The sequence below is a fragment of the Mycobacterium sp. IDUB_28 genome, from assembly GCF_055419285.1.
Map to the genome: position 1 here is coordinate 581,086 of NZ_JBVAXK010000001.1, position 24,334 is coordinate 605,419.

Sequence of the window (24,334 nt, forward strand, 5' to 3'; positions counted from 1 at the left end):
GGAGGTTGTATGTCGGGCACCGTCGAAACCCCCAGCGCCGTCATCGACCGCATCTCCCTGGTTCTGGACGCCTTCGACGGACCCGGGCGGCTCACCTTGGCCCAGATCGTGCGCCGCACCGGTCTGCCCCGATCGTCGGCGCACCGGATGCTCGAGCGACTGGTACAGCTGCGGTGGTTGCGGCGCAGCGGACGGGACTACGAACTCGGAATGCGGCTGGTCGAGTTGGGTTCGCTGGCGGTCCACCAGGATCGGCTGGTCCGCGCCGCCAAACCGCTGCTAGCTGAATTACACTGCGCCACAGGTCTTGTCGTACATCTGGCAGTGCTGGACGGTACCGACGTGGTGTACCTGGACAAGGTCGGCGAGCGCATCGGGAGCGCGCTGCCCACCCGCGTTGGCGGTCGTCAGCCGGCGCACTGCACGGCAGTGGGCAAGGCGATGCTGGCCTACCGCGACGGAGACTCCACCGTGGACCTGCGGGTGCGTAAGACCAGGTACTCCATCGCCACCGGGTCCCAGCTCGCGGTCGAATTGGCGAAGGTGCGCGCTCACGGCGTCGCTTACGAGCGGGAGGAATCGTTACTCGGATTCGGTTGCGTCGCCGCCCCGATCGGTACCGCCGCCGAAGCCGTAGCGGCGGTGTCGGTGTGTGGTCCCATGAACCGCATGATGTTCGACCAGCGGCTGGCCGCCCCGGTCCGCATGATCGCGATGGGCATCTGGCGCAATGTCGAGGACGGCCCGCAACGCGTCGCTCCGACCCTGCAGCCGCTGCGACCGCTGCGCCCCGCGCTGCAATACGCGTGATCCTCGATCCGCAGATCGCCGCGCTGCTGGAGACGCTCGACGCGGGATTTCCGCTGGTGCACACCATGTCCGGCGCCCAAGCCAGAGCGGCGATCCGGGCGCGCTTCGTTCCACCAATCGAGCCCGAACACGTAGCCGACGTTCGCGACGACCTCGTCGCCGGCCCCGGCGGCGACATCCCGGTGCGGATCTACCGGCCACACGGTGACGATCTGCCGGTGCTGGTGTACGCCCACGGCGGCGGGTTCGTGTTCTGCGATCTGGACAGCCACGACGGCCTGTGTCGTGCATTCGCCAATCTGGTTCCAGCCGTTGTTATTTCGGTAGGCTATCGACTGGCGCCGGAACATCGCTGGCCGGCCGCGGCAGAAGACATGTACGCGGTCACCGCTGCGGCGGCCGCCGGAGCCTTCGGCGCCAAGACCGGCCGTATCGCGGTTGGCGGAGACAGCGCAGGCGGCAACCTGGCCACCGTGACCACGCTGATGGCACGTGATCGCGGTGGACCGGCGCTCGCCGCGCAGCTGCTGATCTATCCGGTGCTGGCGGCCGACTTCGATACCGAGTCCTACCGGCTGTTCGGAAGCGGTTACTACAACCCGAAGCCGGCCATGCAGTGGTATTGGGACCAGTACGTGCCCCAGCCGGCAGATCGCACCCACCCGTACGCCGCGCCGCTGCACGCCGACCTGCGGGGTCTGCCGCCCGCCGTGTTGGTGATCGCCGGACACGATCCGCTGCGCGACGAGGCATCGGCTTATGCGGACGCCCTACAGGCCGCTGGCGTAACCGTGATGCGGACTCAATTCGACGGCGGCATACACGGTTTCATGAGCATGCCTGCTCTGGACATCGCAATTGTTGCTCGGCAGCAGGCCTGCGCGGCGCTGCACGCGGTTGTGGCGTCGTCCCATGCCTGACGGAGAAGTGGTGGTGATCGACCGGGTGGTCACCCGGCGGGGGTGTGCCCGCGAATTCGTGGCTGCTTACCTCGCCGACTATGCCCCGGGCGCGCGGAATCGGGGCATGACACTGCGCGACGTCCTGGTGAGCCCGCCGATCTGGTTCGACGACGACGTCAACACCGTCACGATCACCTGGTCCTTGCCCAGTGTGCAGGCTTGGTGGGAGATGACCTGGCAGGGGCGATCGGATCCCGCTCTCGCCCATTGGTGGTCGCGGATAGCCGACTTGGTGGAGCAACGGTCGCGGTCTTTCGCCGCGGCCCCGCAGGACATCGACGGTCTCTGCGATGTATAGCGTCACCAGGTTGCTGGACGTAGCCGCGTGTGACCGCGACCGGATCATCGCCGACGTGCGGGCGGTCGCGGCTCGCGCGCCGTACTGGATCGCACAGCCGACGATGCCCGGTTCCCGCAACGGCGGCGATGTTCTCATTCACCTGCGCTTTGCCTCCGAAGACGAATGGCACGCACTCGCAGCAGATTTCACGGCGGCCGTCGGGGATCCCGGGGTGACGCGAATCAACGGGGCCAACTATCCGGGTCACCCGGTCCGCACCCACTGCACCCGCGGTACGGTTTACCGCACTTTGCTGCTGCGGGTCACACCCGGCACCGGCGGTGACACCATCGCGCGGTTCGAGGACGAACTCCGGTCCATGCCGCGCTACGTGAACACCATCACCGCATGGCAGCTGAGTAGGGTCGACGAAGCGGTCGGCGAGACGCGGTGGACGCACGTGTTCGAGCAGGCCTTTACCGACGCCGACGGTCTGGTCGGTCCCTATCTGATGCATCCGATCCACTGGGCGGTGGTGGACCGGTGGTTCGACCCGGAATGCCCCGAGGCCATCGTTCGCGATCGGGTGTGCCACAGTTTCTGCACGCTGCCCGCGACTGTGCACTGGGAGCGGTTATCCGACGGGGATATTGGGGCTGGCGGTCGCGGGGGGCTCGAGCGACGGAAGCACTGACAGGCCGTCCAGCGAATGCACCGGCAGGCTGTGTGACCACGGGTAATGCAGGCTGAACGCCACCACACCCGTGCGCTCGGCAGCGGGTAGCTGACACATCGCCAGCACCGTTTCGGCCAGGTACTCGACCGGTTCGGTCGGGAACGTCTCCGGAATCAGTTGCGCGGCACCGGGAGTGCGCACTGCCGTCGAAGGACCCACACAGTTGACCGCGATATTGGCGTCCAGCAACTCGGCCGCCACCCCCTGCGTGAAGCGGTGCAGCGCAGCCTTGCACGCTGCGTAGACGACGTCGCCGGCGGTCTTGTTGTAATCCCGGAAAGGACGCACCGGTGCCACCCCGGTGACCGACCCGATGTTGACGATCCAGCCGGCGCCCTGGTTACGCATCTGCGGGACAGCGGCTTTGGTCAACAAGAACGGTATCCGCAGGTAGTGGTCGACCGTTCGGTCGAAAGTCTGCAGCGACATGTCCTCCACTATCGCGTAGTCGGCGAAACCCGCATTGTTCACCAGGATGTCGATACGGCCGGTGCGGTCGAGCACCGCATTGATGAGTCCGTCGCGCTGCGCGGCATCTTCCAAGTCAGCCGCCACGCCGATCGCCCGACCCCCCGCGGCCTCGATCAGTGCAATCGTCTCACCGATTGTTCCGGGCAGCGCCGAGCCGATCCCGCCACGCACCGACTGCGAGGGCTCCAGCGAGCGCGCCGTCACTACGACGGTGGCGCCCTCGGCGGCGAGTCGCCGGGCGATCGCGCGGCCGATCCCGCGACTGCTGCCCGTCACCAAAGCCGTTCGGTCGCAGAGTAATCCCGTCATCGCAACTCGAAATGCTCTTCGACCGGCGCGCGGTGCTGATGCCAGAGGTCGACCAACCGGTACGGGGTGGCCACCACGACCCGGCCCGAACCGGAACGGTAGTAGGTGTGTGCGTTGGGAGTGTGGCACCAGACCGTGCCGGCCATCGCCTCGTCGATTCCGGCCACATACTCCTCGTACGCCTCGCGGGTCACTTCCATCGTGGTCGCCGCGCGCAGCGCCATCAGTTGCAGGCACTCGACGATGTAGTGCGCCATCACCTCCATCGAGAAATTGGCGCCTGCGCCGTGGCCGGGGCTGTAGTTAGGTGCAGAGTTGATGAACAGATTGGGAAAGCCCGGCACAGTGCCGCCGCGGTAGGCAGCCGGGCTGTCGCCCCACTCGTCGGCCAGCCTGCGCCCGTCCCGCCCGCGGATGTCGATGGTGGACAAGAAGTCGAGGTGGTATCCGGTGGCGTAGATGATGACGTCGAGATCGAGCTGTCTGCCGTCCTGGGTGACGATGCCTGCGGGGTTGACCGCCGCGGGTTCGCGGGCCTCGACGTCGACATGGTCGCGGGTCAGCGCCGCGTAGTAGCCGCCGGGATCGCGGATGATCCGCTTACCGTAGGGCGCGAAGTCAGGCGTGACCTTCTTCGCCAATTCGCTTCCCGCACCGAAGGTCCGGTCGATGTAGTCCAGACACATCTGCAACAGCACGTCGTTGGCCGGTGAGATCGACAGATGCGATCCAGCCCAGTCCGGGTCTCGCAGAATGACCGGGTAGTTGTTGTCCGCGGTGCCCCAGAACGACTTCAGCCGGTGCCATTTCGCGTAATGCGGCAGATGGCGCCCGAGGTATCGGCGGTATTCCGGGACGTCGTCGGTCGGTCGCTTACGCGGCGCCACCCAATGCGGTTGTCGCTGGAACAGTGTCAGGTGCGCGACCTGATCGACACAGGCATCGACGATCTGCACGGCGGTGCATCCAGCGCCCACGACGGCGATCCGCTGTCCGGTCAGCTCCAGCGCCGGGTCCCACTGTGCTGAGTGAATGCTGTTGCCCGCAAAGGTTTCTCGGCCCGGTAGGTCCGGCCAGCGGGGGCGGTTGAGGTAACCGGCCGCGGTGACCACCACCCGGGCGTGGCTGACGAAGCGGTTGCCGTGCCGGTCGACGGCGTGGATCTGCCACCGGGAATTGTCCTCATCCCACCACAGCGCTTCGACCTCGGTGCCGAACCGCGTATGGGCACGCAGCCCGTACTTGTCAGCCAGCGCCACCAGATACGCCTGGTACTCGGCGCCCTGCGGGTAGTAGCTGCTCCATTCCGGATTCACCTCGCGCGATAACGAGTAGTACGCCGACGGTGTGTCGACGCCGATGCCTGGGTAGGTGGTCGTCAGCCAGGTGCCACCGACCTCGTCGTTGCGGTCGAAGATCTCGAAGGCGACGCCGGCGTCGGTGGCGGTTAGTGCGGTGACGATGCCGGCCAGGCCCGCGCCGACGATCGCCACCGTCGTCGACGACGGAATCGGCACGGTGCGCGGCAACGTCGGCTGGGAAGGCTGAAAACCACCCTGTTCGAGCAGCAGCGGCACGAATTCGTCGTCCACTTCACTGCCCAGCGCCACCGGCAACAGTCGCTGGAACAGCGCCGGGTCCGCGACCGGCGCGGCGGGCCGATCCAGGGCAGCCATCACCGCGGTGACCAATGCCTGCGCGGTGGCCGCATCGGCGACCCCGGCGCGTTCCGGTGGGTCGGGGATGTGTGAGATGCGCGGGCCGAATGTGTCGACCACCGACGGGTCGCCGGTGAGCTGAGCCAGCACGGCGACCAGGACGCCCGGGTCAGCCTGCTGCAGGTTGCGCCGGAGTTCTCCGGGATCGAGCGTGGGCATGCCCGTCAGTATCGGAGCCGGCGAGCAGGTCGACGACGAGTCTTTCCTCTGAGCGGGACACGAGCCCGAAATCGGACTCCCTACAGTGGCCAGCATGAGCAACGCTTTGGACATCGCCTCCGACGGACCGATCCGGACCTGGACGATCAACCTGCCCAGCGTGGGTAACGCGATCACCGGCAAGGACGTCATCGCCGCGTTCGAGACTGCGGTCGACGACGCCAACGCCGACACCGAGGTCCGCGCCGTGATTCTGACCGCTGCAGGCAAGATCTTCTCGGCGGGCGGCAACGTCAAGGAGATGGCCGACCAGGCCGGCATGTTCGGGCTGAGTCCCCTTGACCAACGGCATGCCTATATCGACGGAATTCAGCGCATCCCCCGGGCCCTGGCCCGGCTCGAAGTCCCCTTGATCGGTGCGATCAACGGCGCCGCCATTGGCGCCGGCTGTGACCTGGCGACCATGTGCGATATCCGGATCGCTTCTGAGCGTGCATCTTTCGCGGAGAGTTTTGTCCAACTCGGCCTCATCCCCGGCGATGGCGGCAGCTGGTTCCTGCAGCGCGTCGTCGGGTACCAACGGGCCGCCGAGATGACGTTCACCGGGGACCGGATCGACGCTGCGACCGCGCTGGAGTGGGGTCTGGTCACCCGGGTGGTACCGCACGAAGACCTGCTCCCGGCAGCGCGGGAGCTGGCCGAACGGATCGCCAAGAACCCGCCGCACGCATTGCGGATGGCCAAGCGGCTGCTGCAGGAGTCGCGCACCGGGTCGCTCGAGTCGACGCTGGGAATGGCCGCTGCCATGCAGCCGCTGGCGCACCGCGATCCCGAGCACGAGCAGCGCATCGCCAAGTGGCGGACAAGCTGATGGCTACCGCGCCCCCGCGGTTGGTGCCTGCGGCCGGCATCGAGACCGACGAGACCGCGTCGCTGCGGGCCGAGGTGCGCACGTTCATCGCCGAGCAGCTGGCCGCAGGCACATTCGTCCCGTCGGTCGACGCCTGGTTGTCGCGGTGGGACGAGGACTTCACCGCCGCGCTGGCTGAACGCGGGTGGCTGGGCATGACGGTGCCGACCGAGTACGGCGGGCACGGCCGCACCTTCACCGACCGCTTCGTGGTCACCGAGGAGCTGCTGGCCGCCGGCGCCCCGGTCGCGGCGCATTGGATCGCCGATCGTCAGATAGTCCCGTCGCTGCTCAAATACGGCACCGAAGCGCAGAAGCAGCGTTTTCTGCCGCGGATCGTGCGCGGGGAATGTTTTTTCGGCATCGGGATGAGCGAGCCCGATTCCGGTTCCGACCTGGCCAGCGTGCGTACCCGAGCCGAGCGGGTCGAGGGCGGCTGGTCGCTGTCCGGCACGAAGGTGTGGACCTCCGGCGCCCATGTCGCCGAAGCGTTCATCGCGCTGGCCCGTACCGAACCGGTGGACCCGCAGCACCGGCATGCGGGCCTGAGCCAGTTCATCGTGGACCTGCGCAGTCCCGGCATCGAGATCCGCCCGATCATCTCGATGAACGGCGCCCACCATTTCAACGAGGTCATCCTGGACAGTGCGGTGGTGCCCGATGACATGGTGTTCGGTGAGATCGGCGACGGCTGGCGGCAAGTCACGTCCGAGCTGGCCTTCGAACGCAGTGGCCCCGAGCGATTCCTGTCCACCTTCCCGCTGCTGGCGGTCTGCGCGGATCGGATGGCCGCCAACGCGATTCCCCGCGATGCGGGTCTGGGGCGGCTGGTGGCCCGTGTCGCGGGCCTGCATCACATGTCGACCGCGGTGGCCGGCGCCCTCGAGCGCCACGATCCGGCCGACATCCCGGCCGCGGTGGTCAAGGTGCTGGGTACCACGACCGAGGGAGACATCGCGGAGTTCGCCGACGTGCTGGATGCCCCCGACGCGATCTACACGGAGTTGGTCCGGGCGGCGGTCGACCAGCGACCGGGTTTCACGCTGCGCGGGGGCACCAACGAGGTGTTGCGTGGGGTCATCGCCCGCGGATTGGGGTTACGGTGACCGGCCGGACGGTCGTCGACCGGGACCTGGTCGACATGATGGACTCCGTCTTCGCCGACTACCGCGCCAAGCCGGCGCCCGCGACGACGGTCGAACTGGATCGCGCGCTGTGGCAGCAACTCGACGAACTGGGCCTGGTGCGACTCACCGGCGCCGAGCAGGACGGGGGCAGCGGCGCCGGGTGGTACGAAGCGGCCGAATTGCTAAGCGCCGCGGCGTCCCATGGCGTTCGAATCCCGTTGGCGGAGCACGATTTACTGGCGTGCTGGCTGTTGGCGGCACTGGGGGCGCCGGCCGGCGCGGCGGTGCGGACGGTGTGCATGCTCGACAAGCACGGACGCGCCAGCGGTGTGCCGTGGGCGGCCGCGGCGGATCACGTCGTGGTGGTGTGGCGGGCGCAGGGCGGATACCGTGCCGCCGATCTCCCGGTCGACGACCTGCACATCATGCCTGGCAGCAACCTGGTCGGTGAGCCACGGGACGAGGTGACCGTCGACGTCACCGACCTGCCCGGGTTACCGGTGACCCTGGCCCAGATCACCCAGTTGCGGCTGAGATCGGGGTTGGTGCGTGCGATTCAGGTGTGCGCCGCACTCGACCGAATCCTGCAGTTGTGCATCGAGCATGTGACTGCCCGTACCCAGTTCGGTCGCCCCCTGGCCAAATTCCAAGCGGTACAACATCTCGTCGCCGACCTGGCCGCCGAAGCCGCGCTCGCCCGGGCAGCGACCGAAGCCGCGTCGACCGCCGGGGTCGCCAGCGATTGGACGGCGCCCGACCTGGAGTTCCTGGTGGCCGTGGCGCGTTCGTGTGCGGGGCACGCGACCTCGGTGGCGGTGCGCAATGCCCATCAGGTGCACGGCGCCATCGGTACCACCCGTGAGCACCGTTTGCACGAATTCACCCGGGCCGCGCTGGCCTGGCGCTCGGAGTTCGGTTCGCTGCGGTACTGGGACGATCAGGTGACCGACGCGGCCCTGTATGCGAGTGCAGGCGGGCTGTGGGGTCTGATCACGGGGTGCTGATGGTGTTCCACTGACCGGACAAGCCGGGTCTCATCCCTGATTCAGCAGGGTTGACTGGCCCCATGAGCAACGACATCACGCTGCCGGAATTGCAGGAGTTCATCGCCGGCTTCTGGTACCACTACGACGAGGCGCACTACGACGAGCTCACCGCATGCTTCACCGAAGACATCCGCTATGTCAGCAGAAGCGACAGTGGCGCAAGCCCTTTCGAGGAACTGATGTCGCCGGAGCTGCGTGGCCGCGATGCGGTCATGGAGTGGCTGTCCCAACACCGAGAGCAGAGCCCCTACCCGTTGCGGCACCACGCCACCAATGTGCACCGGACCGCCGTCGACCGGGCGCGGTTCTACATCTTCGTCAACCAAGTCGCGAACTTCGTGCCGTTCGCGGTGTCCAGCGGCGTCGCTGAGGTGGGTGTCCGCCGCACGGCCGACGGGTTGCAGTTCACCGACATCGACGTCGTGCTGGACACCACCAACTCGGTGCTGCTCGCCGAGCGGCATGCCGCCACGGGGTCGTGAGCGCCCGCGACACTTTCGCCGGCGGCGTTGCCGTCATCACCGGGGCCGGTGCCGGAATCGGCGCCGGGCTGGCGCGGTACGCGAGCCACCTGGGCATGACGGTGGTGCTCGCCGACATCGATGCCGCGGCGGTGGCGTCGCTGCGCGACGAACTCGGCGACCGCGCCGTCGACGTGGTGTGCGACGTCCGCGACGCGGGTGCTGTTCAGGAGTTGGCCGACCGCACCTACCGGGAGCTGGGTCCGGTCCGGCTACTGGTGAACAACGCCGGGGTCGAGCAATTCGGCTACCTGTGGGACACACCGCTGGCCAACTGGCAGCGCGTCGTCGACGTCAACATCAGCGGAGTCTTCCACGGCGTCAGAGCATTTCTGCCGAAGATGATGGCAACCCGGCAACAGGTGTGGGTATGGAATCTCTCGTCGGTCGGTGCGGTGGTGGCAATCCCGTTGCAAACGCCCTACATCATGAGCAAACACGCCGTGCTGGCAATGACCGAATGTCTGCGTCTGGAGGTGGCAACCGCCGGGCACGACAACCACATTCACGTCCAGGCTGTCCTGCCGGGTGCGGTGACCTCTAACATCTTCGAGTCGGCCGGCGGGGTCGACCTGAACGGCGATGTGGGCATGGCAGAGAAGCAACGGCGGGCCATGCTCGACGTCAAAGCCACGGCCATGGATCCGTGGGCGGCCGCCGCGACGCTGTTCGAGCAGGCGGCCCAGGGACGCTTCTATCTGGTGACCCAACCGTCGGTCGTCGACGCCATGCGCGACCGCGCCGAATCCCTTGCCACACAACGTTGCCCAGAGCTGACATGAGTCTGGATCCGGACGCGGCCGCACGGGTGGCGTCGTTCGGTCCGCTGCCGCCGATGCGGCAGCGCGGCCTGGCCGCGATGCGTGCCGCGATCGAAGCTGCTCCGCTGCCCGACGACATGGCCGAGATGGTCTGCATCGACGACGCTTTCGCCGGTTCCGTTCCGGTCCGGATCTACCGGCCGACAAGCGATTCCGTCGGACCGGCGCTGGTCTACTTCCACGGCGGCGGCATGGTCATGGGTTCCAACCATTCCTTCGAACCGCTCGCCCGCGCGCTGGCATCGACCTCCGGTGCAACGGTCGTGTCGGTCGAATATCGGCTCGCGCCGGAATACCCGCCCCCTGCCCAGTTCGACGACGCCTATGCCGCGGCCGAGTGGGCCGCACGTCAGCCATGGGTCGACGGGCTCGTCGTCGTCGGCGACAGCGCCGGTGGATCACTGGCGGCCGGGGTCGCCCTGGCTGCCCGCGACCGCGGCGGGCCACGGCTCTGCGCTCAGGTGCTGTTGTATCCCGGTCTGGATCGCGACATGACCGTTCCGTCCATCACGTCGCTCGCTGACGCACCGATGCTCAGCCGCGACGACATCGACTTCCTGCACGCGGTGGCCGACGGGGACGCCGGCGCACCCGGTGACCCGTACCTGGTTCCGGCCTACGCAGCTGACCTGTCCGGTCTCCCACCGGCCATCGTGGTCACCGCAGGTTGCGATCCGATCCGCGACTGGGGAGAGCGCTATGCGGCCCGGCTGTGCGACGCAGGCGTGCAGACCACCCTGACCCGCTACCCCGGGATGTATCACGGTTTCCTGATGCGGCCCGGGGTGACCGCGCGGGGCCGGTTGGCCATCGCCGAACTCGGAGCCTTGCTGCGCGCCAAACTCGCCAACGGCGTTCCCTTCTAACGTCCCGGTCACCGGACACCCCGGACGCTGCCCGGGCGCGCACCCCACACGATTGAACAAGCAACTGCGACAAGGAGACACGTGATGCATTCCGCACAGCGGCGCGAGGAGCTATCGGATGTGCTGCGTCCCGCCGCACCGCCCCGCGAAGTCGCTGACGTCTACACCGATGATCAACGCGAGCGGTTACTCGACGTGGTCCGCACCGAAGGTCCATGGCGGCTGATCATTTCCCAACATTTCGCCTCCGCCGATGAGTTGATCGCGACGATGAGCGGTCTGTTCCACGAGGGTTACACGCCGTCCCTGGACCTCTTCTTGACCCCGACGTTCCGCGGCTACCTGGCCAACTATGGCGCGGTGCTCTACCCGCAACTGCACGACTGCTTCTATCACGCCCGGTTCCTGGAGATGGCCAAGAGCTACTGGGGTGCCGAATACGCCAAGCCGCAGTTGATGCTGTTCAACATCAACGGCCCCTGCGCCAATCGCGATCCGGGGCACCTGGATTCGCCGAGCTTCCGCGGCGTGCGGCACGAGAACGCACCTACCTGGCTCACCAGTGTGATGGGCAAGTCCGGCCTGTTCACCGAGTACCTGATCAAGACGGCGCAGGTGATCACGTGGTTTTCCCTCGACAGCACCAGCGGATTCACCTACTGGCCCGACGGTCCGCTCAAGGCACCTCAGCGGGTGTTGCCGCCGATCTACAACCGCGGCGTGGTGGTGCAGAACGAAATGATGGTGCACCGCGGCGAGGCCAACGGCCCGCTGGAACACCAGATTCCGGCCGGGCTGGCGTTCGACACCGTGTTCACCGGCGACCCCGGCGACCGCGATCAGTGGTTGCTCAAGAATGGGCACGAGGTGATTGGCCGCCACCACACCGACGAACTCCGTTTCTTGGTGCACTGGTCGGCCGAGGTCTTCTCCGACCTCGACGAACTGAAGAAGAACATGGAGGGCACCGACGACCTGACCGCAGACAAGGCCGTCGACATCATGGTCGACGACGTCAATGCCAGGGGCATCAAGCTCGACATACCCAGCGAGCCGCTGCACAATCCGGAGTTCATCGCCGCCCTCAATGCCGCTTTCGACATCGGCGGTCCGGCGCAGTATCCAGAGGCGGCGCCCATCAGTGCTTTTCAGTTGGCCTGAGCTTCAGCGCACCACGACCGTGCTGGGTGTGCGCGGCGCACCGAGGTGACGGTGCGACGGCGGTCGGCGGCCGTCCTCGTCGGTGATGCCGTACCGCTCGGCGAGTTCGGCGCCGATGAACGTCTGGCCACTCAGCGCGCCGAGTTCCGGATCGCCGTACAGCGCATCGATCAAATACCCGGTGAATTCCGGGGTTTCGGCGTGTTCTGCCGTCTTGGCCAGCGCCTTCGGGTTAGCTGCGAAGGCGCCGCGCAGCTTCTCGGTGAGCAAGATGCCCATCCAGATCGAGACCGTCGCGACGCCCGTGCCGCCGAAATCCACTGCCATGTCGGCGACCATCTTGTCCACCCCGGCCTTCTGGGCGCCGTAGGCCGCACCGTGCATGTAGCACACCGAGCCTGGTGACGACGTGAACGCGATCAGCCCGCGGCCCCGTGCGACCAGCAGGGGTGCGGCATACCACGACGCGACGTAACTCGATCGCAGGCCGACATCGAGTACGTCGACAAGCTCAAGAGGCTTCTCCCAGAACGGCTTTGGGTTCACCAAATCATCGGACACCGCCGCGGCGTTGTTGACCAGCAGGTCCAGGCCGCCATGATCGGCACGAACCCGCTCGAACAATGCGGCCACCGCGTCGTCGTCACGGTGATCGAGGCGCACCGCAATCCCACCGGGCGGAGCATCGGTGATGGTGCGACCGGTGGCATACACCCGCCAGTTCTTGGCGGCCAATGCCGCCGCGATACCGCGTCCGGCACCGCGACTGGCCCCGGTGACCACCGCAACATTCATCGAAGCGAATTGTAGGACGGGTGCGGCCGGCTGTTCGGCACCCCCGGCATGGCGCTCAGCCGTCGTCGACGATCGCCAACTCCCCCGCCGCAACGGCCGCCTCGATCGAGTCCCGCAGCGCCGAACAGACCAGGAACAGTCCGCGATGGTGGCCGGCGATCTGCATGGCGGCCCGGCGCTCGAGGCATCGCGCTGATGCGTCGGCGTCCCACTGCACGCTGGTCTGGTTCCAGCTGCTCTTGCGGACCAGTACCTGCGCACCGCAGCTGTGGCAGCCGACCGACGCCATCGGCATGTCGTCGAGGCGGTTGTCGGCGCGGGACGACAGGCTCATGGGACCGAGCCCGCCCTGGCCGCCATATTCGCCTCGATCTGCTTCATCCAGGCCTCGTAGGGCCGGGTGGTGTCCAACTCGAACTCGAAGCGGTCCACCATATCCGGCTGCACCTCGGCGGCGTCGACGTAGAACTGCTGATACCAGCGCCGCAGTTGATAGACCGGTCCGTCCTCTTCGACCAGGAGCGGATTGTCGATGCGCGCCTTGTGCCGCCAGATTTCGACGTCCTGCTCGAAACCCATCTTGACGTAGTCGCCGAGACTGATCGCGGTCTGCATGGCCTGCTCGTCGGGTAGCGACGCCGATTTCTTGACGATGATGCCGTATTGCAGCACAAAGGAATTCGCGTCGATTGGATAGTGACAGTTGATCAGGATGGTCTGCTGGTCGCCGTCCTCGTAGTGGTAGGTGAGGTCGTCGATCATGAACGACGGGCCGAAGTAGGACGCCACCGAGGTGGTGCCGAGCATGCGCGCACCCTCGGTGCCGCCCATGTCCGGCCGGCCGTCGCCGTTCATGTACTGCGTCGCCACGTGCCCTTCGAAGATGTTCTTGAAGTAGGTGGGCAGCGAGCCGTGAATGTAGAAGAAGTGCGCCATGTCGACGACGTTGTCGATGATCTCGCGGCAGTTGCTGTCGACGACGGTGGTGTACCAATGCCAGTCGGTCCACTCGTCGCTGGAGGCGCCTTCGATGCGCGGAATGGTGGCATCCGGTGCCGGCGGGTTGCGTTCGGGGTCGTTCCAGACGAACAACATGCCGTCCTGCTCCAGCGTGGTCCACGTCGCCGTGCGGGCCAGCCGCGGCGCGCGCTTGGCATACGGGACCTGTGTGCACCGACCGTCCCCGCCCCACCGCCAGTCGTGGAACGGGCAGGCGATCTCGTTGCCTTTCACCTCGCCCTTCGACAGGTCACCGCCCATGTGACGGCAGTATCCGTCGAGCACATTGATGTCGCCGTCCCCGCTGCGAAATACCACCAGCTTCTGACCGAAGGCGTTGATCGCGTGGGGTGTGCCGTCCCCGAAGTCCCGGACCAGACCCAGGCAGTGCCAGCCGCGGGCGAACCGGGTCGGCGCGGCCTGCGCTTCGATGAGCCGGATTTCATCGGCGTCGGTGTGCGAACTCATAGGACCCATTGAACGCCTCCCGGCCGGCGATGGGGGATCACCTGTTCCACTGATCAGGAGACCTCTTCCGGTACGGTGCCGCACCGGCCTAGCGTCCCAGGGGTGAGCGCACCCAGCACGACCATCCCGGCCGGACTTCCCGTCGACGACACCTGCGTCGACCTGCTGGTGGTCGGGTCCGGCACCGGGCTGGCTGCGGCGCTGGCCGCCCACGAGCTCGGGCTGTCGGTGCTGGTCGTGGAGAAGTCGTCCTACGTCGGCGGATCGACCGCCCGCTCGGGCGGTGCCCTGTGGCTGCCGGGCGGGCCGGTGCTGGACGAGGCCGGCGCCGGGGACTCCGCCGCGCAGGCGGCCACCTACCTGGACGCGGTGGTCGCAGGATCGGCACCCCCGCAGCGATCGGCCGGCTTCCTGGACCAGCTTCCTGCGACGGTCCATATGCTGCGGCGGACCACCCCGCTGCGGCTGTTCTGGGCCCGGGACTACTCCGACTACCACCCGGAGGAACCGGGCGGCAGTGCGGCGGGCCGCACCTGTGAGTGCTATCCGTTCAACACCTCGATGCTCGGTCCCTATCGGGACCGATTGCGACCCGGCGTGTTGGAAGCCGCGTTCGCGATCCCGACGACGGGTGCCGACTACCGCTGGATGAATCTGGTAACCCGGGTGCCGCGCAAGGGAATTCCCACCTTCGGTAAGCGGATCGCGCAGGGCGTGGCCGGGTTGGCGGTGGGCAGGCGGTACGCAGCGGGCGGGCAGGGTCTGATGGCCGGCCTGTTCGCCGGTGTCCTGCGCGCCGGCATCCCGATCTGGACCGACACCCCGCTGGTGCGGCTCGACGGCGAGGCAGACCGGGTCACCGGTGCGGTCGTGGCGCACCGGGGCCGGGAGATCACCATCACCGCCCGCCGCGGGGTGGTCCTGGCCACCGGGGGTTTCGACCACAACATGGACATGCGGTGGAAGTTTCAGTCCGCATCGCTGGGCGCGCATCTGAGTTTGGGCGCCGACAGCAACACCGGCGACGGAATTCGCACAGCGCAGGATCGGGGCGCCGGCATCGACCTGATGGATCAGGCGTGGTGGTTCCCTGCGATCGCGCCGCTGCCCGGCAAGTCGCCCGCTGTGATGTTGGCTGAACGATCACTGCCGGGTTGCCTGATCGTGAACCAGCACGGTCGCCGGTTCACCAACGAGGCAGCCGACTACATGTCCTTCGGGCAGCGACTGCTGGCCCTCGAGCGTTCCGGCAACCCGATTGAGGCAATGTGGATTGTCTTAGACCAGCAGTACCGCAACAGTTATGTCTTTGGCGCCGAGCTGTTTCCGCGGATGAAGGTGCCGCAGGCCTGGTACGACGCCGGCATCGCCGCTCGCGCCGACACCTTAGCCGGACTCGGCGCGCGGATCGGGCTGCCGGTCGCGGAGTTCACCGACACGATGAGCAGGTTCAACGAAAATGCCTGTGCCGGTGCGGATCCGGACTTTGGTCGGGGCCGCAGCGCTTATGACCGTTACTACGGAGACCCAACTATCCGGCCCAACCCGAACCTGCGCCCGTTGCGCAACGGGCCGTTCTACGCGGTGAAGATGGTGCTGAGCGACCTCGGTACCTGCGGTGGCGTCAAAGCCGACGGGCGGGCGCGGGTGCTGCGCGAGGATGGCACCCCGATCCACGGTCTGTACGCGATCGGCAATGCCGCCGCCAATGCGTTCGGCACCACCTACCCGGGCGCAGGCGCCACGATCGCACAGGGCCTGGTCTACGGCTACATCGCCGCCTGCGACGCGTCGAATTAGTCGGCGGCGCGCTTGGCGTCGACCTGCTTTTCAATTTCACGCCAGTATCCCGGGGTGGGCCGCGGTTTACCGAACCCGCCCTTGGCTGCCTGCTCGATGATGGCGTTGGCTTCGTCGATGTCTTTCATGAGTTCCAGGGCGAACTCCCGCTCGGCAGCGTAGTACTTTGCCGCCCACCGCAGTGCCATCACCGAGTAGGCCCAAGCGGGTTCGGCCTCCGCCCCCTCAGCGTCCTCAATCGCCTTGCGATATCGGGCTTCTGCGTACGCCACGTGTTCGTGTAGCAGTTCCTTGAGCCGGGTCGGGTTGCTCAGGTGCCCGAATGTCACCCGCAACAGCATGCTGTGCTTGAGGACCGGCGGGTCCAGGGGCGCATTGTTGGTCCAGTCGGTGATCGCTGCCATCCCGGCCGGGGTGATCCTGTAGAGCCTGCGGCTGCGGGTGCCCTCGTCACGCTCGACGCGCGACGTCACCAGATCGAGGCTCTCCAGCTTCTTCAGCTCGGTGTAGATCTGGCTGTACGACGGGCTCCAGTAGTAGAGGTCGACGCTCCAGTCGATCCACTTCTTCAGGTCGTAGCCGGAGACTTCCTCCTCATAGGACATCATGCCCAGCAACGCCCAGCTGGTGGCGGCAAGTGCCGGCTTGCCCTTGTCGCTGGTCTGCTCCACTGCGCCAGACTAACAACCGGGTGCACCGACTCGCTTGCGATGACCGCTGATTGGGACACGGCGTTGCCGGCGCGGCCGGGTCACTGTTCTATGGTGGCGACATGGTGGATTCGTTTGCGTCGATGACTGATTCGTTGCCGGTGTACGAGTCGCTGGCGATGTCGGTGCGACGCCTGATCGACGCGACGATTCGCACCGAGGTGGGCCACGACATCATCGCCGCCGCCACGGCCAAGATCGACAGCGTGACAAGCGAACTCAGCGCCGAGCTGATGCCCGGTACGTTCGGCGAACGCGACATCAACGATGGGCAGGGCATCGCGTCGGGCAATGTCGTTATCGGAGTGCGCAATCCGTCTGCTCCGCCGCTGGTGGTTCATCACGAAAGCGACGGATCGGTATGGGCGGAGTTTGTGCTCGGCGCCGCGTTCGAGGGCCCGATGGGGCACGTGCACGGCGGGATCTCGGCAATGATTCTCGACCACATTCTCGGTGCCACCGCGCACCGGCCGGGACGGCCCGCGTACACCGGGACGCTGACGCTGCGCTATCACCAGCGCACCCCGTTGAATCAGCCGTTGCGCGCCGACGCGTGGGTCGACCGGAGCGAAGGCGTCAAGACATTCGCCGTCGGGCAGATCAGCGGCGCAGATGGCGTATTGGTCTCAGCGGAAGGGGTTTTCATCCATCCGCGCACCTAGGGTGCGTTGACGCTGCGCGCATGGCTACTCGGCTCTGCGCCCACGGCGGCGAAGTGCGAGAGAGCCCCGCCGCCAGCGCAGCGTCACCATCGGAGGCCACCCCGCTCCCGCCGCTCAGCGTTTGCCGTATTCCAGCACGGCTCCCGCCGCGGCCGGCGCCCCGCGGGCGACCACCACGGGCATCGACGTCGATGCGTTGGTGCGCAGAATGGTGTGCACCACGTCGACGAGGTCGTCGACGGGCATCAACTTGCCCGGCATGCAGCCCCGGGACACCCAGAGCGGATATGCCTGCATGGCCAATTCCCGATCCCAGCCGGCATTCATCCCCGTCTGGGCGTCTCCCTCGCCGCCGGCGCACTCGCCAACGATCAGGTTGGTGAAGCCGACGTCGGGGTGCTCAGCGCGCCACGCCTCGACCAGACGCTCCAGCGCTGCCTTGCTGACGCCATACGCGCCGAGTCCGGGCCACGGCGGTCCGAAAGTGCCGGCATCCGAAGACAGGTAAACCACTTTGCCCGCCACCGATGTCAGGTGCGGAATCGCCGCCGCGGTCGCCAACGCCGCTCCAATCACGTTGGTGTCGAACACTTGCCGCCATGTCGCGGCGTCGGTATCGGCCAGCGGGACCAGCGGGCTGATCGCGGGTGCGTAGACGACGTTGTCGATGCCGCCCAGCGCCTCGGCTGCCGCGCCGATTCCCGACTGCGCCGATGCCTGATCAGTCACATCGCATTCGACAGCGATCGCACCGTGCCCGGCCTCGGCCGCAGCTGTTTCGATGCGCTCACGCCGTCGGGCGAGCAGCGCCACCCGATCCCCACGCTGTGCCAATCCGACACCAATACAGCGCCCCAACCCGCTCGAGGCGCCGATCACCACCGTTTTCGCCATATCGACCTCCGCGACAGAGCATGACATACGCCCGAGGCCGGACGAGAACGGGGTTACCGGTTTCGCAGCATGTCGTTGCCGCGACCGCCGCACCGCCCGCGGACGGGTGGGCCGGTCGGGCCCGTCACCGTTTAGCTCCGCTAACTGACGGGTAGTTCTCCTTCTCAGGAGGAAAGAAATGAGCCAGCCCGAGATCGACCCGGTCGACCACTACCGAACCACCCGCCGGCACGCCGGCGAGTCAATGAAGAACGGTGCCAATGCGCCGGGCATCATCGCGGTTGCCGCTGGTGTGATCGCGCTGGTCGTAGGGTTGGCCGCGTTCGCCACGCACCACACGTCGGTCGGGGTGGCGGCGGTGCTCGTTGCGCTCGCGGTCGGTGCCGCCGGTCTGGTGTGGTTACGCCACACTCACCAGCAGGTTCGTGCCGCGGAGTTGCAATGGCACCACGCGCATTCCGACGACGCCGCCCCACCGCCCGCCAGTTGACCACAGGTCGCGGTGCCATTCCGTCGCGCGGGGTTTATCGGCGGAAACGATTTGCGGCCAACGCTTTTCGTGCCAGAGCAGCCGCACCGCGGGTGAGCCGGACAATACGGCCGTATACGGTGGGCTTATGAAATATGTTGACGTCGACGGCGTCGGACGGGTGAGCCGGATCGGTCTGGGTACTTGGCAGTTCGGTTCACGCGAGTGGGGGTACGGCGAAAACTACGCCTCAGGGGCCGCACGCGACATCGTGCAGCGCGCCCGTGCCCTGGGAGTCACCCTGTTCGACACCGCCGAGGTGTACGGCCTGGGCAAGAGCGAACGGATCCTCGGCGAGGCACTCGGCGAGGAACGCGCCGAGGTGGCGGTGGCGAGCAAGGTCTTCCCGGTCGCGCCGTTCCCGGCAGTGATCAAGCAGCGCGAACAGGCCAGCGCGCGACGTCTGCAACTGGACCGCATCCCGCTGTACCAGATCCACCAGTCCAACCCGGTGGTGCCCGACACGGTGATCATGCCCGGCATGCGGGACCTGCTCGATAACGGCAGGATCGGCGCCGCCGGCGTCTCGAACTATTCCCTCGAGCGCTGGAAGAAAGCCGATGCGGCGTTGGGGCGCCCGGTCATCAGCAACCAGGTCAGTTTCTCACTGGCCAACCCGGGCGCGTTGGACGACATGGTCCCGTTCGCGGAGCGGGAGAATCGGATCGTCATCGCCTACAGCCCGCTGTCGCAGGGCCTGCTCGGCGGCAAGTACGGTCCCGACAATCGCCCCGGCGGTGTGCGGAGTTTGAACTACCTGTTCGGCACCGAGAACCTCCGGCGGGTCGAGCCGCTGCTACAGACGCTGCGCGACGTCGCCGCCGAGGTGGACGCCAAGCCTGCCCAGGTCGCGCTGGCCTGGCTGATCAACCTGCCGGGAGTGGTCGCCATTCCCGGCGCATCCAGCGTCGAACAGCTGGAATTCAATGTCGCCGCCGCCGACATCGAACTGAGCAAGGATTCACACGACGCACTGACGGCCGCGGCCCGCGCGTTCCGACCGGTGTCGGCAGGCCGCTTCCTGACCGACCTGGTTCGCGAAAAGCTGCCGTTCTAACCGGGCACGCGGCGGCGACTCAGCGGAGCTGTGAAGCCGCCGGTGTCGTCGAAGTTCGCCCACTGCCCGTCGTCGTCGACCTGCATCCGCCAACCCGACGCATATCGGCCGGCGACGGACTCGGCGAACCACCGGTGCGCTGCCTCCGCGGTGTCGAAATTGCTGGTCGCCACGACCTCGCCGCACGGGTTGAGGGCTCTGAACACCGTCATGCGGACCGGATAACCGCTGCGGACAGCTTTCAATCGCCTGTCTAGACGGTGCGGGCCAGCCGTTCAGCGAGCAGTGCGGCGAAGCGCGCCGGATCTTCCAACGCTCCCCCTTCTGCGAGAAGCGCTGTTCCGTACAGTAATTCGGCGGTGTCGGCGACCGCAGCGTCGTCCGGACGGTCGGCGTGCGCCCGGCGTAACCCGGTGATCAGCGGGTGATTCGGGTTCAGCTCCAGAGTCCGCTTACCGACCGGCACCTCCTGCCCGGAGGCCCGGTACAGCCGGGCCAGCGCCGGAGTCATACCGAAGGCGTCGGTGATCAGACAGGCCGGTGACTCGGTCAGCCGAGTGGACAGCCGTACCTCCTTGACGTGCTCGCTCAATGTCTCCTTGAGCCAGGTCAGCAAGTCGGCGAAATCCTTCTCCTGTTCTTCGCGCTCGGCCGACGAGGACTCCTCGTCGGAACCGAGGTCCACCTCGCCTTTGGCCACCGACTGGAGTGCCTTGCCGTCGAACTCGCTGACGGTGCCGACCCAGACTTCGTCCACCGGGTCGGTGAGCAACAGCACCTCGTAACCCTTGGCCTTGAACGCCTCGAGATGCGGTGACTTCTCCAACTGCTGGCGGGATTCACCAGTGGCGTAGAAGATCTGCGTCTGGCCGTCTTTCATCCGTGCCACGTATTCGGCCAGCGTCGTCGGCTCCTCCTCGCTGTGCGTCGAGGCGAAAGAGGAGATGGTCAGCAGGGTCTCCTGGTTGTCGAAGTCCGACATCAGGCCCTCTTTGAGCACCCGCCCGAATTGGGTCCAGAAGGTGCGGTAGTCCTCGGGCCGCTCCGACTGAATGTCCTTGATCGTGGCGAGCACCTTCTTGGTGAGCCGCCGGCGGATTGCGTTGATCTGCCGATCCTTCTGCAGAATCTCGCGAGATACGTTGAGCGACAAGTCTTGTGCGTCAACGACACCCTTGATGAACCGCAGGTACTCGGGCATGAGCTCGTCGCAGTCGCCCATGATGAACACCCGTTTGACGTACAGCTGCACACCGGTCTTGACGTCGCGGTTGAACAGGTCGAACGGCGCTTGCGACGGGATGAACAGTAATGCCTGGTACTCGAAGGTTCCTTCGGCTTTCATCGCGATGACTTCCAGCGGGTCGTCCCAGGCGTGCGCGATGTGCTTGTAGAACTCTTTGTATTCCTCGGCTGTGACCTCGTCTTTGGACTTCGCCCACAGCGCCTTCATCGAGTTGAGCGTTTCGGTATCCGTGACCGTCTCTTCGCGGGTCTCGTCGGACCCCTCGTCAGCACCTGCAACGGGGACCTGGATCGTGCGCTCGACCTCCATCCGGATCGGCCACGCGATGAAGTCCGAATACTGCTTGACCAGACTCTTGAGCTTCCATTCCGAGGTGTAGTCGTGCAGCTCGTCCTCGAGGTCCTCAGGCTTGAGATGCAGGGTCACCGACGTGCCTTGCGGCGCACCCTCGACGGCTTCGATGGTGTAGGTGCCTGCACCGGTGGATTCCCACTTGGTGGCCTCGCTCTCACCGGCCTTACGGGTGAGCAATTCGACCTTGTCGGCCACCATGAACGACGAGTAGAAACCGATGCCGAACTGGCCGATGAGCTCTTCGGAGGACTCGGCGTTCTTGGCTTCTTTGAGCTGCTGGCGAAGTTCGGCGGTCCCCGACTTGGCCAGTGTGCCAATCAGATCCACCACCTCGGCACGGGTCATGCCGATGCCGTTGTCCCGGATGGTGAGAGTCCGGGCATCTTTGTCGATGTCGATCTCGATGTGCAGGTCGGAGGTGTCGACGTCCAGATCCTTATTACGCAGCGCTTCGAGGCGCACCTTGTCCAGCGCATCAGAAGCATTCGAGATCAACTCCCGTAAAAACGAGTCTTTGTTCGAGTACACCGAGTGGACCATCAAATCCAGCAGTTGCCGGGCCTCGGCCTGGAATTCCAGCTGCTCGACCTGCGCGTTCATGAGTTTCCTTCCGACGTGTCGATCGCGTCCGAATGTATCGAGACGCGATCCGCCGGTCAGCCTCGGGTGGCGGCTAACAGTCGGTGGTCGTCGGTCGCCCGGCGGCAACCAGTTCGTCGACCACCTCCGCAAGGCAGGCAATCCGGGGGCGGCGGCCATGTCCACGGCGATCCGGCTTCCCGGTGGCGCGGCTGATGCAGCACCGCAACTTTCAGATGACCTGGAAGCTGAGTCAGCACGCCTGGTTCTGGGGCGGGTCCGTCAGCTGCAGACTGTGCGGTGCCCCGCAATGCACCGTCAGGACATCAGCGAGGCCGCACGCGGCGACCGTGCGGGCCACCGACGTTTGGTGGCTGACCAGGCACAACTCGATCCCGCGTTGACGGCACCAGCGCGCCGCGTCAGCCAGCGCCAGGTAGGACGAGCACGACATGAAGTCCACGCTGTTCACGTCGACAATGAAAAGCTGCGGCGCAGTCGCGAACGCCGAGGCTTCGGCGAGCAGTTGACGCCAGGTCTCGTCGTTGTTGGCGTCGATCTCGCCGCCGACGTAGACGATCACCGCCGCGTCGAAGCCCTGCACGGCCGCACGCAGCGTGCTGTGTTCAGCTCCGAGTTCGGCAACCAGGCGGGGCGTCAACCGCACCGGCGCGGCAAACACTTCAGTGACGGCCAGGCTCATGCTGCGCTCCTCCATTCCGTGCAGACAGGGTGGGCATCTGCCCGGGTTCACGCCGCATGTCAGCTGGCTTGGCTCAGCACGTAGCTATTAGGCGGACAGCCGCGAAAACGCAGACAGACTGTCGTGCCAGCCTGCCCGCCGTCGATAAAGCACTCGTCAGCCAACGAGCGCATCAACATGATGCCGCGACCGCGTACCGCGTTGATGGCCGCGGGATTGGGTTCGATCCACCGGCCGTAGTCGCTGATGCAGACCTTGAGTTCGGTGGTCACCGGGCTGTAGGTGATCTGCAGCGTCATGCTGCCGACCTGCTCGACGACCTGGTACGCGTGATCGGCGCAATTGGACAGGGCTTCGTCCGCGGCGAGCACGATGTCGGCCGAGCGGTCCTCGTCGAGTTCCAGGTTGCGGCTCAGCCAGTCGTTCAGGTCGCGCCGGAACATCGCCACGGTGTGCGGGTCAGCGGTCCCGGTGTGCGAAAGCCAGAGCTGGTCGGCTTCACTGAAACCGACCTGATCGCTGGACGTCGTACCGCTCACGGGCTGTGGGCTACCCCATAGGTGGGGCGGATACACCTGATGTGATCAGTCCCCCAGTGCTTTAGGGCGTGACCCGACGGTTTCGATCACCGACCGGGCACCGAAGGGCCGGTCAGCTCAGCTTTTGACGCCAGCGCGGTGCGCTCACCTAGTCAGGACCGAGGTGTAGTAGATGGTGTCGGCCATCGTCACCGAGTCGTGGGCCTGCGGAACCAGGTCCAGCCCGTGCTCGGCCAGCAACTCACTCATCTGGGTGCCGCTGGACTGCCAACCCAGGCGTTGCAGGTATTCGGCGACATCCTTGCGCTCGCCTTCGAAGCCGAGGTTCTCCCAGTCCAACTCGAAGCCGTGCGCACGCCACTTGGCGGTGGACCGGCGCATCATCTCGCGCGCCTGCTCGACGTCGCGCTCGGGCCGGTCCGGGATGGCTTCGACCGCCAACCGGCTGCCCGACGCACTGAGCGCGGTGATGTTGTCCATCAGGCGGTCCTGCGCTTCCGGCGGAAGGTATCCGAGCAGTCCTTCGGCGATCCAGGCCGTCGGCCGGTTCGTGTCCAGGCCTGCCTCGCGCAACGCGGTGGGCCAGTCCTGTCGCAGATCGATGGCGACGGTGCGCAAGTCGACTTTGGGAGCAGCGCCCAGGCCTGCCAGGGTGGTGGTCTTGAACGCGATCACCTCTGGCTGGTCGATCTCGAACACGGTCATGTCCGCCGGCCAGTCCAGCCGATAGGCGCGGGCATCCAACCCGGAGGCCAGGATGACCGCCTGCCGGACACCGGCCTGCACCGCGTCCTGGAAGAACCCGTCGAAGAATCGGGTGCGGGCGGCCATGGCGTCCGGCATGTGCTCGAGCTTCCAGCTCGATTCGTCGTCGTCGACGTCAGCGGCGGCCAGGTCGCCGGACACCCAGCGCGTGAAGAAGTCGACGCCCACGGCGCGGACCAGCGGTTCCGCGAACTGGTCGTCGATCACCGGGCTGTCGGCATTGGTCGCGATCGCGCGGGCCGCGGCCACCATGGTGGCGGTGGCGCCCACGCTGGTGGCCAGGTCCCAGGTGTCGTTGTCGGTACGTGGCACGAAGCATTCCCCTCATCCAACCGGT

At 66.5% G+C, this 24,334-nt stretch carries 27 protein-coding genes; 15 read left to right on the plus strand and 12 right to left on the minus strand.

The genetic code is table 11. The features are described from left to right. The first annotated feature begins 9 nt into the window (after positions 1-9). The 4 genes from ACZYZ9_RS02680 to ACZYZ9_RS02695 are packed head-to-tail and all read left to right on the plus strand — an operon-like array spanning position 10 to position 2,746. Positions 10-810 (plus strand): IclR family transcriptional regulator, encoded by an 801-nt coding sequence (locus tag ACZYZ9_RS02680; protein ID WP_463824648.1) that lies wholly within the window; start codon positions 10-12, stop codon positions 808-810. Beyond that, positions 807-1,730, plus strand: coding sequence for an alpha/beta hydrolase (locus tag ACZYZ9_RS02685; protein WP_463824649.1), 924 nt, complete (start codon positions 807-809; stop codon positions 1,728-1,730). Before ACZYZ9_RS02680 ends, ACZYZ9_RS02685 begins: the two co-directional genes overlap by 4 nt. Next, entirely contained in the window at positions 1,723-2,070 is a 348-nt protein-coding gene (locus ACZYZ9_RS02690) for a hypothetical protein (protein ID WP_463824650.1), read from the plus strand. The genes ACZYZ9_RS02685 and ACZYZ9_RS02690 overlap by 8 nt, the downstream gene beginning before the upstream one ends. Next, positions 2,063-2,746 (plus strand): Dabb family protein, encoded by a 684-nt coding sequence (locus tag ACZYZ9_RS02695; RefSeq protein WP_463824651.1) that lies wholly within the window; start codon positions 2,063-2,065, stop codon positions 2,744-2,746. The genes ACZYZ9_RS02690 and ACZYZ9_RS02695 overlap by 8 nt, the downstream gene beginning before the upstream one ends. Here ACZYZ9_RS02695 and ACZYZ9_RS02700 read toward each other — a convergent pair. Beyond that, a complete protein-coding gene (locus ACZYZ9_RS02700; protein ID WP_463824652.1) occupies positions 2,687-3,568 on the minus strand; it encodes an SDR family NAD(P)-dependent oxidoreductase in 882 nt (293 codons plus the stop codon). The genes ACZYZ9_RS02695 and ACZYZ9_RS02700 overlap by 60 nt on opposite strands. After that, complete coding sequence (locus ACZYZ9_RS02705; protein WP_463824653.1) at positions 3,565-5,445, minus strand: flavin-containing monooxygenase; 1,881 nt, start codon at positions 5,443-5,445, stop codon at positions 3,565-3,567. Before ACZYZ9_RS02705 ends, ACZYZ9_RS02700 begins: the two co-directional genes overlap by 4 nt. Before the next feature lie 94 nt (positions 5,446-5,539). On the opposite strand from ACZYZ9_RS02705, the gene ACZYZ9_RS02710 reads away from it, so the two are divergent. The 7 genes from ACZYZ9_RS02710 to ACZYZ9_RS02740 all read left to right on the plus strand — a co-directional run bounded on the left by ACZYZ9_RS02710 (position 5,540) and on the right by ACZYZ9_RS02740 (position 11,897). Then, positions 5,540-6,316 carry a crotonase/enoyl-CoA hydratase family protein gene (locus tag ACZYZ9_RS02710; protein WP_463824654.1) on the plus strand — a complete coding sequence of 259 codons (777 nt, stop codon included), beginning with the start codon at positions 5,540-5,542 and terminating at the stop codon, positions 6,314-6,316. Next, complete coding sequence (locus ACZYZ9_RS02715; protein WP_463824925.1) at positions 6,316-7,461, plus strand: acyl-CoA dehydrogenase family protein; 1,146 nt, start codon at positions 6,316-6,318, stop codon at positions 7,459-7,461. Before ACZYZ9_RS02710 ends, ACZYZ9_RS02715 begins: the two co-directional genes overlap by 1 nt. A 35-nt stretch (positions 7,462-7,496) precedes the next feature. Then, positions 7,497-8,486: an acyl-CoA dehydrogenase family protein gene (locus ACZYZ9_RS02720; RefSeq protein WP_463824926.1), complete on the plus strand. Its 990-nt coding sequence runs from the start codon at positions 7,497-7,499 to the stop codon at positions 8,484-8,486. 62 nt (positions 8,487-8,548) lie between these two features. Then, entirely contained in the window at positions 8,549-9,010 is a 462-nt protein-coding gene (locus tag ACZYZ9_RS02725) for a nuclear transport factor 2 family protein (RefSeq protein WP_463824655.1), read from the plus strand. Then, a complete protein-coding gene (locus ACZYZ9_RS02730) occupies positions 9,007-9,831 on the plus strand; it encodes an SDR family NAD(P)-dependent oxidoreductase (protein ID WP_463824656.1) in 825 nt (274 codons plus the stop codon). The genes ACZYZ9_RS02725 and ACZYZ9_RS02730 overlap by 4 nt, the downstream gene beginning before the upstream one ends. After that, positions 9,828-10,736, plus strand: coding sequence for an alpha/beta hydrolase (locus tag ACZYZ9_RS02735; RefSeq protein ID WP_463824657.1), 909 nt, complete (start codon positions 9,828-9,830; stop codon positions 10,734-10,736). Before ACZYZ9_RS02730 ends, ACZYZ9_RS02735 begins: the two co-directional genes overlap by 4 nt. An 84-nt stretch (positions 10,737-10,820) precedes the next feature. After that, the gene (locus ACZYZ9_RS02740; RefSeq protein ID WP_463824658.1) at positions 10,821-11,897 is read left to right on the plus strand and encodes a hypothetical protein; all 1,077 of its coding nucleotides are present in this window, start codon (positions 10,821-10,823) and stop codon (positions 11,895-11,897) included. Positions 11,898-11,900: 3 nt separating this feature from the next. Here the strand turns inward: ACZYZ9_RS02740 and ACZYZ9_RS02745 are convergent, their stop codons facing one another. Genes ACZYZ9_RS02745 through ACZYZ9_RS02755 form a run of 3 tightly spaced genes read right to left on the minus strand, consistent with a single transcriptional unit; the run spans position 11,901 to position 14,159 of the window. Next, positions 11,901-12,692 (minus strand): SDR family NAD(P)-dependent oxidoreductase, encoded by a 792-nt coding sequence (locus ACZYZ9_RS02745; RefSeq protein ID WP_463824659.1) that lies wholly within the window; start codon positions 12,690-12,692, stop codon positions 11,901-11,903. A gap of 55 nt (positions 12,693-12,747) precedes the next feature. Then, positions 12,748-13,026 carry a ferredoxin gene (locus ACZYZ9_RS02750; RefSeq protein WP_463824660.1) on the minus strand — a complete coding sequence of 93 codons (279 nt, stop codon included), beginning with the start codon at positions 13,024-13,026 and terminating at the stop codon, positions 12,748-12,750. After that, positions 13,023-14,159 (minus strand): Rieske 2Fe-2S domain-containing protein, encoded by a 1,137-nt coding sequence (locus ACZYZ9_RS02755; RefSeq protein WP_463824661.1) that lies wholly within the window; start codon positions 14,157-14,159, stop codon positions 13,023-13,025. The genes ACZYZ9_RS02750 and ACZYZ9_RS02755 overlap by 4 nt, the downstream gene beginning before the upstream one ends. 102 nt (positions 14,160-14,261) lie before the next feature. Between ACZYZ9_RS02755 and ACZYZ9_RS02760 the strand changes: the two genes are divergently transcribed. Next, entirely contained in the window at positions 14,262-15,959 is a 1,698-nt protein-coding gene (locus tag ACZYZ9_RS02760) for a 3-ketosteroid-delta-1-dehydrogenase (protein ID WP_463824662.1), read from the plus strand. On the opposite strand, the gene ACZYZ9_RS02765 is transcribed toward ACZYZ9_RS02760, so the two are convergent. Further along, positions 15,956-16,567, minus strand: a complete 612-nt coding sequence (locus tag ACZYZ9_RS02765) for a helix-turn-helix transcriptional regulator (protein WP_463824927.1) — start codon at positions 16,565-16,567, stop codon at positions 15,956-15,958. The two genes, ACZYZ9_RS02760 and ACZYZ9_RS02765, sit on opposite strands and share 4 nt — an antisense overlap. A gap of 164 nt (positions 16,568-16,731) precedes the next feature. Between ACZYZ9_RS02765 and ACZYZ9_RS02770 the strand changes: the two genes are divergently transcribed. Next, complete coding sequence (locus tag ACZYZ9_RS02770; RefSeq protein ID WP_463824663.1) at positions 16,732-17,331, plus strand: PaaI family thioesterase; 600 nt, start codon at positions 16,732-16,734, stop codon at positions 17,329-17,331. 114 nt (positions 17,332-17,445) lie between these two features. Here ACZYZ9_RS02770 and ACZYZ9_RS02775 read toward each other — a convergent pair whose 3' ends face one another. Then, positions 17,446-18,213: an SDR family oxidoreductase gene (locus ACZYZ9_RS02775; RefSeq protein WP_463824928.1), complete on the minus strand. Its 768-nt coding sequence runs from the start codon at positions 18,211-18,213 to the stop codon at positions 17,446-17,448. A 190-nt stretch (positions 18,214-18,403) separates the two neighbouring features. On the opposite strand from ACZYZ9_RS02775, the gene ACZYZ9_RS02780 reads away from it, so the two are divergent. Together ACZYZ9_RS02780 and ACZYZ9_RS02785 are read left to right on the plus strand one after the other, a co-directional pair. Beyond that, entirely contained in the window at positions 18,404-18,715 is a 312-nt protein-coding gene (locus ACZYZ9_RS02780; protein WP_463824664.1) for a hypothetical protein, read from the plus strand. 127 nt (positions 18,716-18,842) lie between these two features. After that, positions 18,843-19,811, plus strand: coding sequence for an aldo/keto reductase (locus ACZYZ9_RS02785; protein WP_463824665.1), 969 nt, complete (start codon positions 18,843-18,845; stop codon positions 19,809-19,811). Here the strand turns inward: ACZYZ9_RS02785 and ACZYZ9_RS02790 are convergent. The 5 genes from ACZYZ9_RS02790 to ACZYZ9_RS02810 all read right to left on the minus strand — a co-directional run bounded on the left by ACZYZ9_RS02790 (position 19,808) and on the right by ACZYZ9_RS02810 (position 24,309). Beyond that, complete coding sequence (locus ACZYZ9_RS02790) at positions 19,808-20,023, minus strand: hypothetical protein (RefSeq protein ID WP_463824666.1); 216 nt, start codon at positions 20,021-20,023, stop codon at positions 19,808-19,810. The two genes, ACZYZ9_RS02785 and ACZYZ9_RS02790, sit on opposite strands and share 4 nt — an antisense overlap. Before the next feature lie 41 nt (positions 20,024-20,064). Continuing rightward, positions 20,065-22,011: a molecular chaperone HtpG gene (htpG, locus tag ACZYZ9_RS02795; protein ID WP_463824667.1), complete on the minus strand. Its 1,947-nt coding sequence runs from the start codon at positions 22,009-22,011 to the stop codon at positions 20,065-20,067. Between the two features lie 232 nt (positions 22,012-22,243). After that, entirely contained in the window at positions 22,244-22,693 is a 450-nt protein-coding gene (locus ACZYZ9_RS02800; RefSeq protein ID WP_463824668.1) for an anti-sigma factor antagonist, read from the minus strand. Between the two features lie 59 nt (positions 22,694-22,752). Further along, entirely contained in the window at positions 22,753-23,232 is a 480-nt protein-coding gene (locus ACZYZ9_RS02805) for an ATP-binding protein (RefSeq protein ID WP_463824669.1), read from the minus strand. 144 nt (positions 23,233-23,376) lie between these two features. Continuing rightward, entirely contained in the window at positions 23,377-24,309 is a 933-nt protein-coding gene (locus ACZYZ9_RS02810) for an SAM-dependent methyltransferase (RefSeq protein ID WP_463824670.1), read from the minus strand. Between the last annotated feature and the right edge of the window lie 25 nt (positions 24,310-24,334).